Raw genomic sequence first — 14,725 nt, 5'->3', positions numbered from 1 at the left:
TGGAGCCGGCCGCCGCCGAGACTGACAGAAATGACAGCGCTGTCAATTTGCGATGCAACAGGCCGCAGAACGGACCGGAAGTTCACGCGACAGCCCGTTTATTTCTTTTTAATCAGAGTGTTAAGCCAGGACGACAGCCTTCGACCAGGGTGGGACGGGATGCCTGGCCGGTGGCGGGCTCAGGGAACCCGCGAGGTGGATTCGCGCAGCTGCAGCGCGTACGGCACCTGCACCAGCAGGCCGGTACCGCGCCCACGCAGCAGTTCCATCAGCTGCAGCGCGGCAAGCTTGCCCATCTCGCGGCTGGGCTGGCGCACGGTGGTGAGTGGCGGCCATAGCTGCGTGGCCAGCGGCGTGTCATCGAAGCCGCAGACGGACAGGTCGCGCGGCACCTTCAGGCCGCGCTCGTTCGCCGCCCACATCACACCCGCGGCCATGTCGTCATTGGCGGCGAAGATGGCGGTGGGCAGCTCCGGCAGGGCGAACAGCTCGCGCGCCGCGAGCACGCCCGAGCCGAAGGTGAACTCGCCCTGCACCACGTACTGCGGATCGAACGGCAGGCCAGCCGCAGCCAGCGCGTCCTTGTAGCCCGCCAGTCGCCAGCGGCTGGCGCCGTGGTTGGCGATGCCGACGATGTGCGCGATGCGCCGGTGCCCCAGTTCCACCAGATGCGTCACCAGGGCCTTGGCCGCCAGCTGCTCGTCCATGCACACGCCGATGGTGCCTTCGTGCTGCAACGGCGACAGGCTGGCGTGCGGCACGCCGTGTTCCTTCAATCGCTGCAGCAGCGGCGCGTAGTCGGTGAGCGGTGGCGTCATGATCACACCGTCGATGTGGTGGTCGTACACCAATGCATCGACGCGACGGATGAAGTCCTTGCCGCGCATGCGCAGCGGACAGGCCATCATGCTGTAGCGATGCGCATCGCAGGCGTCGAGCACGCCATCCTGCACTTCGGCCAGATAGGTCGACGCCGGGTTGTCGTTGTTGTCGTAAAGCATCGCGACCAGGAACGACCGGCTGCCCGCCAGCCCGCGTGCGGCGGGGCTGGGGCGATAGTTCATCGACTCCATCGCCGCCAGCACCTTCTGGCGGGTGGATTCCTTGACCGAGGATTCTTCGTTGAGGACGCGGGACACCGTCTTGGGCGAGACGCCCGTCGCACGTGCTACATCTTCGAGGCGGACCCGCATGACTTCTCCAACGCGAACTGCTGCCGGATCAATATGCCTTTTGCCGAAGGCGGTTTACAAGAACCCGGAGCTGGCGCCGCGCTGACGTTGCCGCATCCCCCGTCAGGTGGGAGGCCGCCACCCGGGGAAACGGGATATGCTCCGCCGCAGGAAGAGGGGTTCGACGCCATCACGGAGAGGTGCGACGGTGCCTTGCACACTGCCGCGCACGTTCGGACAACAGGGGAGAAGGAAACATGCCGTTGCTCGATAGCCGGTGGGCCAAAGGGCTGGCCGGTGCTTTGCCGTTGCTTGCGCTGCTGGTCCCGGGCCACGCACGGGCCGACATCTACAAATGCGTGAAGGCTGGCGCGGTCGCGTACCAGGAAACGCCGTGCGAAGGCAGCAATGTGCAGTCCACGCACATCGAGGACCGCGACGCCAACCACTTCGTGGGCTGCTTCGCCGTGATCGAGCGCCAGTACGCGCACTATTACGAAGTACGCGCCAATGGCGCCGGCACTTACCAGCTGATCGACGAACGCAATCCGTTCGGCCAGACCACGTTGCTCAAGCAGGCCACCGGAGAAGAACTGGCGGCGCTCAGCGACGGCCTCCACATCAAGGTGACCGGGGGACTCAGCCGGTACAACCCGCAGATGCGGACCATGGGGTACGGCGGCCGCTATGGCAATCGCTACGGCACCATGCCCGCGCAGCAGATCTCCTCGTATGACCTGTATGGCGTCTACAAGGCGACAGGCGCCAGCGGCAGGCCGATGACTCTGTTGTACAGCGGGGGCAGCGTGCCGCAGACCCTGGCCAAGTCGGACTGCCCCAACACCTACTGAGGTCCGCGCAGCTCGCCGGCCACATCCGCTTTCCCACCGAAACCGGACGACCTTCGCCCGGCGAGCCGTCGCGGCTCGCCGGGCGTCGCCATCAATGATCCCGGGTGATTTCAGCCGGCGCCACGTCGCCTGCCTTCTGCGCGAGCGGCAGCGCGTCGTTCACCAGGTGCACAAGGAAGCGGCCGGGCTGCTCCTGCATGACCATGTGCGCGGAGTCGGCGAACACCACCAGCCGCTTGGACGGCGCCTGCAGGTCGCCGAACCACTTCTCGGCGTTCTCGTGCGGCGTGGTGTAGTCGTGCGCGCCGATGTAGACCAGCACCGGGCAGGCAAAGTGCGTGGTGTGGTCGAAGTCCGCGTTCAGCATGGCATCGAGCAGGTGGTTGAGCGAGAACAGGCTGCCCTTGTCGATGGCATCCAGGTCTTCGCGCGAGTAGTCGGGCGAAAGCTCTTCGGCATCCACATCGAACTGGTAGTCCTTGCGCCCCCATGCCAGGCCACCGTAGTACATCTCCCACTGGCCACGCACACCGATGCGTTCGGGCGTGAGCTTGGCCGTGCCCGGGTACGGGCCGATGCCTTCGAGTGCGGCGATCGCCTTGCGGTTGCCTTCGGCCCTGGCCCGGCCGAGCGCGTAGTTGTAGCCGACCTCTTCGTTGCGGCGGCCGTTCACCACCTGGCCCACCGAGATGTACGCGTAGAACCAGTCCGGATGCAGCTGTGCAAGGTGCACGCCGAGCACGGTGCCCCACGAGTGGCCCAGCAGGAAGATCTTCTGCTTGTGGTAGTGCTCGCGCAGGTACTGCGCGACCTGCGCCGCGTCGTCGGTCATGCCGTCCACCGTCATGCCCGGCGCCATCGCGGCTTCCGTGTTCGCGCGGTACGTCTTGCCGCTGCCACGCTGATCCCATTGCACGACGGTGAAGTAATCCTCCCACGGGGTCTGGAAGGTGTAGCCCTCGGGCATGGCGGGCGATGCCGGGCCACCGTGCAGGAACAGCAGGATGGGATTGCGGCGATCCTTGCCGCGGACGGAAATCCACTGGTCGATGCCGTTGATGTGCAGCTTGACCTTCTCGTCGATGCCCTGCGTGGTGTCGATCCGACGGTTGCTGTCGAGGATGCGGCGCACTTCGTCGCGCGAGATCATCGACTTGTCCGGCGTGCTCGCGGACGCGGCGGATGGGGCGGATGCCTCGTCGGCATGAACGCGCCCGGCCTGGAAGCCGATCGCAAGAGCCAACGTGACGAACATGGATGCACGCAAGATATTCAAGACCACTCTCCTGTCGGTGTGCCGGGGAGCCCCTCTGCTCCCTCGGGTACGTCGTTGGCGACACGCGCTCGATCGCATCGCCGCTGTTCCCCAGTTAGCAAGCGGCGTGCCAGCCCCGCGCCGCGCCACAGATTTCCGTCAGATCAGTGACTTGCAACGCGCGTCACGCGGCAGGCCCAGCGTCCGCGGACAAAACCCCGGACGTCCGGCCCTGTCCGCCCTGTCCGGACAACGGCCAGGCCAGCACCCCCTTCACCCATGAGACATCCCGTTTGCCGCACACTTGCCGACCTCTTTGCATGATCAGGTCGTTCACGTGCGAGTCGCTCATCCCACGCATCGCCCCGGATTTCCACTACGCCAGACGCTGTGCGCCTTCGCCATGCTGCTGGGCGGCGCCGCGACCATGCAGGCCCATGCACAAGGCGCGTCGCGCGGTGCCGCGCAAGGCACGAGCGGCAGTCAGCTCGCCGTGCAGGTCAACGATGACCGCATCACGCTGTCCGTCGCCAAGGTGCCGCAGGTCTACCTGTACGGCCCGATCGACGCGGACGCGGCGCAGCGCGTGGGCGCGCTGATCCAGTCGCGCAAGATCCCGCCCAACAGCGACATCTATCTCAACTCGCCGGGCGGCGACCTGGCCGCAGGCATCGCACTGGGACGGCTGTTCCGCGCGGGCAACATGACCACGCACCTTGGCTCGCCACGGCGCACCGCCACCCAACCGATCTTCCCGAAATCGTCGCAGTGCGTGGACGCCTGCGCCTACGCCTATGCCGGCGGGCTGTTCCGCTGGGCGCCCACGGGCAGCGACCGCTTTGGGGCGCAGCCGGTGGCCGGCAACGCCTCCGCCGCTACGGCCACGGCCTACCTGAAGGACATGGGCGTTGACCCGCAGGTGTTCGGCAACGCATCGAGCAGCGAAGTGACCTGGCTGGATGCCGAGCAGATGCGCAAGGACGGCCTGGCCAACAACGGTCGCCTCACGCCGACCGCGGTCTACGGCCCGGCGAACGGCGGCACCTCGCTTACCCTCACGCAGCTGGCGCGTGATGGCGAGCATCGCCTGATTCTGCAGTGCCACCCCGATGGTCTCTCCATCACCGCGAACTACGCCATCGGCGCGGATCGCGCACGGCAGATGGTGGCGCGCGCCACCCACTCGTATTTCGAGATCAACGACAAGCCCGCCGCCGAAGACAACCATGCAAATATCTCGACGGTAGGCTCATCGGTGGTGTTCACCCAGAGCATTCCGCTGGCGCAACTGAGCCAGCTGCCCTCCGCCTACCTGATGGCCGCGTGGCTGGCCGATCGCGGCGGCAGCGTGCGCTACGGTTTCTGGATGGAGATGGATCCGGTGCGCAACGAGTTGCGCAGCTTCAGCAGCGGCTGCCAACAGATGGCGAAACAGACCAGCACCACCAAGGGCTGAACGCCATCGCCGCCGGGATGTCCGGCGACCGCACGGACGCCATCGGCGTGACCTGCGATGCCATGCAGGCCATGCCGCATGGCAGGGGACGGCACGTCGCGCACGATGGCACCCTCGTTGCCGTGCGCTCAAGACCTGGCCTGGCCCTCGCCTTGAACCGTCAACGGAACAGCGAGGTGCGTCATGTGGAAAACAATGGCAATGGCGTCACTGACCCTGGCGTGCCTTGTGTTGCCTGCCCATGGACAGACGCCGGAACGAACGGTGCGCGGTACAACCGTCATCTCCAGCCACGACCCGAAGATACGCATCGACCTGCCCGCCTCGGCGCAGTACGTGGGCGCGGACCGGTGGCTGCTGCTGGGCTTCGACGACTGCGAGATGCACCTGTTCGTGGACGCCGATGCCGACAAGCGCATCCAGCGCCTGTATTGGGTGCAGTTCGAGGCGTACATCCCGTCGCGGCCCGAGCTGCACCATGACTACGCAGGCTCTCGCCACGTCACCATCAACGGCCTGGATTTCTATCTGGATACGTGGGTACAGGACGCGAATGAGCCCAGCGAGCCGGGCTCCGATGGCGAGCACCAGCGCCAGCTGCTGGCCGCCAAAGGATACCTGCGTCCTGCCAATGGCATGTATGTGCGGCTGGTCCATCTGCCCGATGCGCAGAAGCGCAAGGAGCTGATGGTGATCTATGGCGAGGATCTGGCACCGACCGGGTTTACCGCGGCGCAGCTGGGCAAGGGCGGCGCAGAGCATGCACGCTGGCCAGCCATCGAGAAGGCGCTGATTGAACGCGCGCGCGAGCACGTGTCGTTCCAGCCGTAACGCGCGACACCACAGCTCGTCATCCCCGCGGAGGCGGGGATCCAGTGACTTTGCTACGGATGGCCTAAAGGCACTGGATTCCCGCTCTCGCCCCCTTTTCGGGGTTCGCGGGAATGGCGAGCGTTAAAACCTGTCGCACGCTGGCCAGCCATCGAGAAGGTGCTGATTGATCGCGCGCGCGAGCACGTGTCGTTCCAGCCGTAACGCGCGACACCATAGCTCGTCATCCCCGCGGAGGCGGGGATCCAGTGACTTTGCTACGGATGGCCTAAAGGCACTGGATTCCCGCCTCCGCGGGAATGACGGGCTTTGAAGGTGATCGCAAGCGACGTGCTTACGGTGCCTTGCCCCCACCCGGATGCGACACGAACTTCGGCGGCGTCGCCTCGTTGGCGAACTGCCAGGTGCTCAGATAAGCCAGCTTGAGGATCCTGGCCATCTTCGGATAGTCGATCTTCTCCGCCGTGTCGCTCGGGTGGTGGTAGTCCGGGTGGAAGCCGGTGAACCACCAGAACGCCGGCACGTTGTGCAGCACGAACGGGAACTGGTCGGAGCGGAAGAACACGTTCAGCGCGTACTCGTGGTCGAAGCGGTCGTCCAGCGTGAGGCCCACGTCCCCGTTGGCCTTGGCCACGGTGCGCTGGTAGTCCGGGCTATACGCCGCGCCGATCAGGTTGAGGCGGTTGCTGGTGTCGGCTGGGATGTCGATCAGGCCGTCCGTCTGGGGGCTGGGCTTCTCGTCGCGGCCGATCATGTCGAAGTTGACCATGGCGCGCGTGGTGTCGAGCGGACGCAGCGGATGCGCTGCCAGGTAGTACGCACCCAGCAAGCCGCGCTCTTCCGCCGCGAACACGGCGAACAGGATGGAACGCTTCGGCTTGGTCGGGTTGGCCGCGAACGCACGGGCCAGCGTGACCACGCCCACCGTGCCGGAGGCGTTGTCGTCGGCGCCGTGCCAGATCTTGTCGCCGGCCTGCCCGTCGTGGTCGTGGTGGCCGCTGATGATGATGGTTTCCGGCGCCAGCTTCGGATCGCTGCCTTCCACCAGGCCGACCACGTTCCAGGTGGTGGCCTCGCGACGCGAGCTGTTCTTCAGGTGCAGGCTGATCGCCGTATCCGGCAGGGCCTGCGAATGCGGTTTGAGATCCGCGTCAATGCCCGACTGCAGCGCCGCCGGCGTGCTGCCGCTGGCGCTGAGCAGCGCGTTGGACACATCGGCGGAGATGATCATGCTGGGGATATGCAGCGGGCTGTCGGCCAGCGCCTGCGAGGGAATCGGGTTGGCCGCGTGCTCGGCGTGGTGGCCGATGCGCGCGCGCACTTCCTGCGCCGAGGGATGGTTGTGCGAGGGCTCGGGCGCCATCAGCACCGCCACGGCGCCATGCTCCTGGGCGTTGAGCACCTTCACGTAGCCGGTGGCGTAGCGCGTGTTGCCGGTGCCGTTGAAGATGGACTTGGGGTCCTTCTCCTGCGGCTCGTGGTCGAACACCACGACCACCTTGCCCTTCACGTCGATGCCGGCGTAGTCGTCGTAACCCAGCTCGGGCGCGGTGATGCCGTAGCCGGCGAACACCACGGGCGCGGAGACATCCTGGTCGGTGGGGAAGGCGCCGGAAACTTCGGGCTCCTTCCACTCGATGTTCTTGCCCTGGCGCGTCAGGGTCAGGCGCGTGGCCTTCGCGTCGGCGCGATATTCGACCAGCGGCACGGCCTGCAGGAAGCTCGGCTGACCCTGCGCATCGGTGGCGATGGGCTTGAGCCCGGCCTTGGCGAACTCCGAGGCAATCCACTGCACGGCGGCGTCATCGCCCGGCTGCAGGGACAGGCGCCCCTGCAACGCGTCGGAGGCCAGGAAGCCAATGTCCGCGCGCAGGTCGCCTTCGCGGATCTGCGCCAGGCCGGGTTGCTCCGCGGCGGGAACCGCGGCCAGCGCGGCGGTGGTGAAGGTCGCGGCAAGCGCGAAGGCAAGGAACGTGCGGGGCATGGGCACTCCGGGTGGCTCGGACGGCGCGGCGTCCGGGGGATATAAGGCTGGGAGGGTGCCATGCCCGCCGGGAGGGTTCAAACCAGACCAAGGTCGGCCACGGGTCCGCCCTGCCGGTGGACGCAGGGAGGAAAGAGCCGGCCGCTTCGACCTGCACCCTCACAGGAACTTCACGCGTACTGCCGGTTTCGGCGGGCCATCCCGTCTGCCTACGGGTCGGTCTGTAGCCATATTGTATGATTATCCTTCAATATAGGAAGGACATCGCCGCGACGTGGCGCGATGCACCATGCACGAAACGCGGCCACCGCACGGCCTGCACGTGATGGGCGGCAAAACGGCGTTGCTGCGGCATGTCGCCAGCGTTTGAAGGACGGCACCACGTCGCTGGGAAATTGCTGTAGAAAACCATGGCACCAGCCGGGTAAGTTGCTTATAGTCAGTTTGTATGACAAATGACCCGGGCACCTGCCGCTTCGCCACGAGGCACGCGGGCCGCCCATCGCCAGGACCGGGGAGCCGAGGAAGTCATGATGAAGCCGATCACCGTTCGCAGCCTGTACGGGCACGTCATGCACGAGCTTGGGCAGCGCATCGTCAGCGGCAAGGTCAAGCCGGGCGAAGTGCTCCCGCGTGAGGAAACCCTGGCCGAGAGCCTGCAGGTCAGCCGTACCGCCCTGCGCGAAGCGCTGAAGGTGCTGTCGGCGAAGGGCCTGATCGAGTCGCGCACGGGCGTGGGCGCACGCGTGCTGGAAGAGCGCCACTGGAACCAGCTGGATGCCGACGTGCTCAACTGGCGCTGCGCCTCCATGCCCACGGACGACTTCGTCGACAAGCTGGTGGAGATGCGCGAGATCATCGAGCCGGCCGCCGCGGCCGCCGCCGCGCGCCGTCGCACCGCCGCGCAACTCGCCCATATCGAAGAGGCGTACAACGCCATGGACGCCGCGCAGACGCTGGACGCGTGGTCGGAGGCCGACCTGGCCTTCCACGATGCCGTGCTGCAGGCCACCGGTAACGAACTGATGCAGTCGCTGTTCTCGGTGATCGAGACGGCCATGGGCACGTTCTTCACCCTCTCCGCTCGCAACGTGAGCAACTTCCGCTATTCGCTGCCTTACCACCAGAAGGTGTTCGAGGCGATCAAGCGCAAGCAGCCGGAAGTGGCACGCAAGACCATGCAGGCCATGATCGCGGACTCGCACGAGAACCTGCAGCGCAACCGCGCGCGTGCGCGCCGGAAGGCGAGCGCATGACCACCTGCCTTATCGGGCTCGACTGGGGCAGCACGTATCTGCGTGCCTACCGCTTTGACGCCCGGGGCCAGGTGCTGGAGAAGCGCGCGCTTCCCTACGGCATCCGCCATCTTCCCGAGGGCGGTTATCCCGCGGCGTTCGCACAGGCAGTGGAAGGCTGGCCCGACGCTCCCGTACTCGCCTGCGGCATGGTCGGCAGCCGCAACGGCTGGCGGGAAGTGCCTTACCTGGATACACCCACCGGCGTCGACCGTCTCGCCCGCGCCCTGACGCCCATGACAACACCCGACGGCCGCCGCCTGCACCTGGTGCCGGGGCTGCGCGATCCCGTGCGACCCGATGTCATGCGCGGCGAGGAAACCCAGATCGTCGGCGTGATGGCGCAGACGCCGGATATCGCGCGCCACGGCTGCCTGCTGCTGCCGGGCACGCACAGCAAATGGGTCACGCTGCGCGAAGGCGTTGTGACCGGCTTCGCCACGGTGATGACGGGCGAGTTGTTCGGCCTGCTGACGCAACATTCCTTGCTCGGGGCGCAGCTGCCGCCCGCCGTCGACGACACGGGCGCTTTCAGGCGCGGGGTCGACACGGCCCGCGACAGCGGCGCGGCGGGTGCGTTGTCGCGGGTGTTCTCCGCGCGCACGCTGATGCTCGACGGCAGCTTGCCGCCCACGTCGGTTCCGGACTATCTCTCGGGCCTGTTGATCGGCGACGAGTTGCGCATGGCCATCGCCGCCGGCTGGGCCGATGCACACACGCAGGTGCACATGGTGGGCGAAGGCCCGCTGTGCGATCGCTATCTGCGCGCGGCCGAACGCTTCGCACTCACCCTGCGGGCCGCGCCCGACGCCACCACGTCGCACGGCCTGTGGTGCATTGCCGAGGCGGCCGGCCTGACCTCCACGCACGCAACGGCATGAATGTATGAAGGCATGGCTTGATCCCCTCCCCCTCGTCGCCATCCTGCGCGGACTGACGCCTGGCGAATCCGCGGACATCGGCCGCGTACTGGCCGAGGCCGGCTTCCGCATGCTGGAAGTGCCGCTGAATTCGCCGCAGCCCTTCGACAGCATCCGTTGCATGGTCGATACGCTGGGCGACGACTATCTGATCGGTGCAGGCACCGTGCTCGATCCCTCGCAGGTGAAGCAGGTCGCCGATGCCGGTGGCCGCCTGATCGTGATGCCGCACGCCGACGTCACCGTGATCCGCGCCGCCAAGCAGGCAGGCCTGATCTGCGTGCCCGGCGTCGCCACGCCCACCGAAGCGTTCGCCGCGCTGGCCGCCGGCGCCGACGCGCTGAAGCTTTTCCCCGCCGAACAATCCAGCCCCGCCGTCCTCAAGGCATGGCGCGCCGTGCTGCCGAAGGATCTCGCCGTGCTGCCGGTCGGCGGCATCGCACCCGACACCATGGGGCCGTGGCTCGCCGCCGGTGCCAACGGTTTCGGCATCGGCTCCGCGCTCTATGCCCCCGGCCGTGCGGCCGGCGACGTCGCCGCGCGTGCCCGCGCTTTCGCCGACGCCTGGCGGGGTCACCACGTTTCCCAAGGAACACCTGCATGAAGATCACCCGACTCACCACCTACCTCGTTCCGCCACGCTGGCTGTTCCTGCGCATCGACACCGATGCGGGCGTGGTCGGCTGGGGTGAGCCCATTGTCGAAGGCCGCGCCCATACCGTCGCCGCCGCCGTGGAAGAGCTGTCCGACTACCTGATCGGCAAGGATCCGCGTCATATCGAAGACCTGTGGAACGTGATGTACCGCGGCGGCTTCTATCGCGGCGGCCCGGTGCTGATGAGCGCCATCGCCGGCATTGATCAGGCGCTGTGGGATATCAAGGGCAAGGATCTCGGCCAGCCGGTGCACCAGTTGCTTGGCGGCCCGGTGCGCGATCGCATCCGCGTGTACTCGTGGATCGGCGGTGACCGCCCGGCCGACACCGCGCGCGCCGCGAAGGATGCCGTGGCACGTGGCTTCACTGCGGTGAAGATGAACGCCACCGAGGAGCTGCAGTACGTCGACACGCACGACAAGGTGGAGCAGGTGATCGAGAACGTGCAGGCCATCCGCGATGCAGTGGGCCCGCATATCGGCATCGGCCTGGACTTCCACGGCCGCGTGCACAAGCCGATGGCCAAGGTGCTGATGCGCGAACTGGCACCGTTCAAGCTGATGTTCATCGAGGAGCCGGTGCTTTCCGATCATCTCGAAGCCTTGCCGGAACTGGCTGCGATCTCGCCCGCACCGATCGCGCTCGGCGAGCGGCTGTATACCCGCTACGACTTCAAGCGTGTGCTGCAGATGGGCGGCGTGGACATCATCCAGCCCGATCCCTCGCACTCCGGCGGCATCACCGAAACGCGCAAGATCGCGGCCATGGCCGAAGCCTACGACGTGGCCCTGGCGCTGCACTGCCCGCTCGGCCCGATCGCGCTAGCGGCCAACCTGCAGCTCGATGCGGTGTGTCACAACGCCTTCATCCAGGAACAAAGCCTGGGCATCCATTACAACGCGGCGAATGACCTGCTCGATTATGTGAAGGACCGCAGCGTGTTCGCCTATAACGATGGCTTTGTCACCATTCCCAACGGCCCGGGCCTGGGCATCGCGGTGAACGAGGACTATGTCGCCGAGCGCGCAGCCGTCGGCCATCGCTGGCGCAACCCGATCTGGCGTCACGCCGACGGCAGCGTGGCGGAGTGGTGAGCATGCCGTTTGCGACCTACCCCAGCCTCGTCGGCCGCCACGTCTTCATCACCGGCGGCGCTACCGGCATCGGCGCTGCCTTTGTCGAGCAGTTCGCGAAGCAGGGTGCGCGCGTTTCCTTCATCGACATCGACGAGGCCAGCGGCGAGACACTGGCCGAAAGCCTCGCCGCGTGTACGCACCGACCACTGTTCATCCGCTGCGACGTCACCCAGCTCGATGCGCTGCATGCAGCCATCGCCACCGCACGCGAGCTGCACGGCAAGATCTCCGTGCTGGTGAACAATGCCGCCAACGACGTGCGCCACGAGTTCGGCAGCACCACGGCGGCGGCGTTCGACCAGAGCATCGCGATCAACCTGCGCCACCAGTACTTCGCCACGCAGGCGGTGCGCGAGGACATGCGCAAACTCGGTGGCGGTTCGGTGATCTGCCTGGGTTCCACCGGCTGGATGAAGAAGAACGCCGGTTATCCGATGTACGCGATGGCCAAGGCCGCCGTGCACGGCTTGGTCAATGGCCTGGCGCGTGAACTGGGCCGCGACCACATCCGCATCAACGCGCTGGTGCCGGGCTGGGTGATCACCGAGAAGCAGCGCCGCCTGTGGCTGGACGACGCGGGCAAGGAGGAAATCGCCCGCGTGCAATGCATGCCGGGCTACCTCATGGCCGAGGATCTTGCGCGCGCCGCGCTGTTCCTCGCCGCGGATGACAGCCGCATGTGCACCGGCCAGGACTTCATCGTCGACGGTGGCTGGGTATGAATGTGCGCGCCGCCGTTGCCATGCAGGTGCGCAACACGCTGGGCGAAGGCGTGACCTGGTGCGATCGCGGACAAGTGTTGTACTGGACCGACATACACGCCGCCACCTTGTGGCGCTACCGCCCGCATGACGGCGCCCTGCACCAGTGGACCATGCCCGAACGCCTCGGCTGTTTCGCACTGTGCGAGGCGGACGGCTGGCTGCTGCTCGGCCTGGCCTCGCGGCTGGCGTTCTTCCATCCCTCGACGCACACCATGGTGCCCGTCACCGCGGTGGAAGCGGAGCTGCCGACGCGATTGAACGACGGCGCCTGCGATCGCCAGGGGCGTTTCGTGTTCGGCACGCTGCATGAGCCGGCGAGCGGGCCGAAGCAGCCGGTGGGCGGTTTCTGGCGGTTGAATCACGATCTTTCGCTGGAACGCCTCGCGCTGCCCGGCGTGGCGATCAGTAACAGCGTGGCGTTCAGCCCGGATGGCGGCACGATGTACTTCTGCGATTCGCTGGCGCGCCGCATCGATAGCTGCGATTACGGCGACAAGGTGTCCGGTGTCCGCACCTTCGTGACGCTCGACGATGCACGCGGCGAACCCGATGGGTCCGCCGTCGATCGCGAGGGCGGTCTGTGGAATGCCCAGTGGGGACTGGGTCGCGTGGTGCGCTACACGCCGGACGGACGGCTCGACCGCATCATTGACGTGCCCGCCTCCCAGCCGACACGACCGGCGTTTGGCGGCGCGGATCTCGCCACGCTTTACATCACCAGTGCGCGCGACGGCCTTGACGAGGCCGCGCTCGCTTCACAACCCAGCGCGGGCGCGCTGTTCTTCGCCGAGCCGGGTTTCCGTGGCCTCAACGAACCGCGTTTTGCCGGTCCGCCGCCACACGTCATCGCTGCCGCGCAGGGATCGCGGTCCATTCACGAAAGCCCATAGAGGCCACCACAGACACCCGCGGGGGAGCTTCATCCATGAATGCCCAAGTCATCGCGCCAAGCTCGGCGCAATCCAGAACCACCGTCATCTTCACCTGCGTGCTCGCCGCGCTGGCGGGCCTGATGTTCGGCCTCGACATCGGCGTCATCTCCGGTGCCACGCAGTTCATCCAGGCGGAATACCAGGTCAGCGACCACACCATCGAATGGATCGTCAGCGCCATGATGTTCGGCGCCGCCGTGGGTGCCGTGGGCGCCGGCTGGCTGTCGGCCACGCTGGGCCGCAAGCGCTCGCTCATCCTTGGCGCCGTGCTGTTCGTGCTGGGATCGCTGCTGTCGGGCTTCGCGTGGTCGCCGGAAACGCTGATCGCCGCCCGCGTGGTGCTTGGCCTTGCCATCGGCCTGGCCACCTTCACCGCGCCGCTCTATCTCGCCGAAGTCGCGCCGGAGCATATCCGCGGCGCGATGATCTCCACCTACCAGCTGATGATCACCATCGGCATCCTGGTGGCCTTCCTGTCGGATACGGCGCTGAGCTACAACGGCGCATGGCGCTGGATGCTCGGCATCATCGCCATTCCCGGCGCGCTGTTCCTGCTTGGCGTGCTGTTCCTGCCGGACAGTCCGCGCTGGCTGATGATGCGTGGGCGCCGCGACGAGGCGCTGGACGTGCTGCTGCGCCTGCGTGGCGACAGCAGCGTGGTAGCGCGCGAGGCCGCCGATATCGAAGAGCAGCTCAAGACGCCGCAGCGCGGCTGGCACTTGTTCCTGGAGAACCGCAACTTCCGTCGCTCGGTGTGGCTGGGCGTGCTGTTGCAGCTGATGCAGCAGTTCACCGGCATGAACGTGGTGATGTACTACGCGCCGCGCATCTTTAAGGAGATGGGCTACGACACGGCGACGCAGATGTGGTTTACCGCGCTGGTGGGCCTGACCAACGTGCTGGCCACTTTCATCGCCATCGCGCTGATCGACCGCTGGGGCCGCAAGCCCATTCTCTACACCGGCTTCGCGGTGATGGCAGCGGGCCTGGCCGTGGTGGGCACGATGATGCACAACGGCATCCATGACCACGGCACGCAGATCTTCACCGTGACGATGCTGCTGACCTTCATCGTCGGCTTCGCCATGTCCGCCGGCCCGCTGATCTGGACGCTGTGCTCGGAGATCCAGCCGCTCAAGGGCCGCGATTTCGGCATCGCCTGCTCCACCTTCACCAACTGGGTCTGCAACATGGTGGTGGGCTTCACCTTCCTGAGCCTGCTCAACGGCGTCGGCAATGCCAACACGTTCTGGCTCTACGCCGGGCTCAACGCCGTATTCATCCTGCTGACGTTCTGGCTGGTGCCGGAAACCAAGGGCATCACGCTGGAGCAGATCGAGCGCAACCTGATGAGTGGCAAGCGGCTGCGCGATATCGGGCGCTAGAACGCTTTGTTCGCTCGCCCAGACTATTCAGCGTAATGACTTCCCCTCACCGTCATCCCCGCCTGCGCGGGGATGACGGTGAGGTCAAT

13 protein-coding genes are annotated in these 14,725 nt (G+C 66.6%); 10 read left to right on the top strand and 3 right to left on the bottom strand.

The features are described 5' to 3' along the window. Nucleotides 1-179: 179 nt before the first annotated feature. Nucleotides 180-1,193, bottom strand: coding sequence for a LacI family DNA-binding transcriptional regulator (locus tag HY57_RS04660; RefSeq protein WP_019465146.1), 1,014 nt, complete (start codon nucleotides 1,191-1,193; stop codon nucleotides 180-182). Between the two features lie 236 nt (nucleotides 1,194-1,429). Here HY57_RS04660 and HY57_RS04655 point away from each other — a divergent pair, with 236 nt between their 5' ends. Further along, complete coding sequence (locus HY57_RS04655; RefSeq protein WP_019465145.1) at nucleotides 1,430-2,023, top strand: hypothetical protein; 594 nt, start codon at nucleotides 1,430-1,432, stop codon at nucleotides 2,021-2,023. 91 nt (nucleotides 2,024-2,114) lie between these two features. Here the strand turns inward: HY57_RS04655 and HY57_RS04650 are convergent, their stop codons facing one another. Beyond that, complete coding sequence (locus tag HY57_RS04650; protein WP_026033900.1) at nucleotides 2,115-3,299, bottom strand: alpha/beta fold hydrolase; 1,185 nt, start codon at nucleotides 3,297-3,299, stop codon at nucleotides 2,115-2,117. A 316-nt stretch (nucleotides 3,300-3,615) separates the two neighbouring features. Between HY57_RS04650 and HY57_RS04645 the strand changes: the two genes are divergently transcribed. Further along, complete coding sequence (locus HY57_RS04645) at nucleotides 3,616-4,734, top strand: hypothetical protein (protein ID WP_144240770.1); 1,119 nt, start codon at nucleotides 3,616-3,618, stop codon at nucleotides 4,732-4,734. Nucleotides 4,735-4,935: 201 nt separating this feature from the next. Next, nucleotides 4,936-5,565 (top strand): hypothetical protein, encoded by a 630-nt coding sequence (locus HY57_RS04640; protein WP_019465141.1) that lies wholly within the window; start codon nucleotides 4,936-4,938, stop codon nucleotides 5,563-5,565. Nucleotides 5,566-5,899: 334 nt separating this feature from the next. Here HY57_RS04640 and HY57_RS04635 read toward each other — a convergent pair whose 3' ends face one another. Next, nucleotides 5,900-7,549 carry a M20/M25/M40 family metallo-hydrolase gene (locus HY57_RS04635; protein ID WP_019465140.1) on the bottom strand — a complete coding sequence of 550 codons (1,650 nt, stop codon included), beginning with the start codon at nucleotides 7,547-7,549 and terminating at the stop codon, nucleotides 5,900-5,902. A gap of 530 nt (nucleotides 7,550-8,079) precedes the next feature. Between HY57_RS04635 and HY57_RS04630 the strand changes: the two genes are divergently transcribed. From HY57_RS04630 to HY57_RS04600, 7 genes are read left to right on the top strand one after another with little or no spacing between them, the layout of a single operon-like run. Continuing rightward, entirely contained in the window at nucleotides 8,080-8,805 is a 726-nt protein-coding gene (locus tag HY57_RS04630; RefSeq protein ID WP_050997903.1) for a FadR/GntR family transcriptional regulator, read from the top strand. Continuing rightward, on the top strand, nucleotides 8,802-9,725 hold the full coding sequence (locus tag HY57_RS04625; RefSeq protein WP_019465138.1) for a 2-dehydro-3-deoxygalactonokinase: 924 nt from the start codon (nucleotides 8,802-8,804) through the stop codon (nucleotides 9,723-9,725). Before HY57_RS04630 ends, HY57_RS04625 begins: the two co-directional genes overlap by 4 nt. A gap of 4 nt (nucleotides 9,726-9,729) precedes the next feature. Next, complete coding sequence (locus HY57_RS04620) at nucleotides 9,730-10,368, top strand: 2-dehydro-3-deoxy-6-phosphogalactonate aldolase (RefSeq protein WP_019465137.1); 639 nt, start codon at nucleotides 9,730-9,732, stop codon at nucleotides 10,366-10,368. Next, nucleotides 10,365-11,513 carry a galactonate dehydratase gene (gene dgoD, locus HY57_RS04615; protein WP_019465136.1) on the top strand — a complete coding sequence of 383 codons (1,149 nt, stop codon included), beginning with the start codon at nucleotides 10,365-10,367 and terminating at the stop codon, nucleotides 11,511-11,513. The genes HY57_RS04620 and dgoD overlap by 4 nt, the downstream gene beginning before the upstream one ends. 2 nt (nucleotides 11,514-11,515) lie before the next feature. Further along, entirely contained in the window at nucleotides 11,516-12,277 is a 762-nt protein-coding gene (locus HY57_RS04610; RefSeq protein WP_019465135.1) for an SDR family NAD(P)-dependent oxidoreductase, read from the top strand. Beyond that, complete coding sequence (locus HY57_RS04605) at nucleotides 12,274-13,209, top strand: SMP-30/gluconolactonase/LRE family protein (protein WP_019465134.1); 936 nt, start codon at nucleotides 12,274-12,276, stop codon at nucleotides 13,207-13,209. The genes HY57_RS04610 and HY57_RS04605 overlap by 4 nt, the downstream gene beginning before the upstream one ends. A 35-nt stretch (nucleotides 13,210-13,244) precedes the next feature. After that, nucleotides 13,245-14,636, top strand: a complete 1,392-nt coding sequence (locus HY57_RS04600; protein ID WP_019465133.1) for a sugar porter family MFS transporter — start codon at nucleotides 13,245-13,247, stop codon at nucleotides 14,634-14,636. The last annotated feature ends 89 nt before the right edge of the window (nucleotides 14,637-14,725 follow it).

The sequence above is a fragment of the Dyella japonica A8 genome (assembly GCF_000725385.1).
Taxonomy (GTDB): domain Bacteria; phylum Pseudomonadota; class Gammaproteobacteria; order Xanthomonadales; family Rhodanobacteraceae; genus Dyella; species Dyella japonica_C.
The sequence above is the reverse complement of the archived record's forward strand: the minus strand, read 5'-3'. Positions and strand labels throughout refer to the sequence as shown.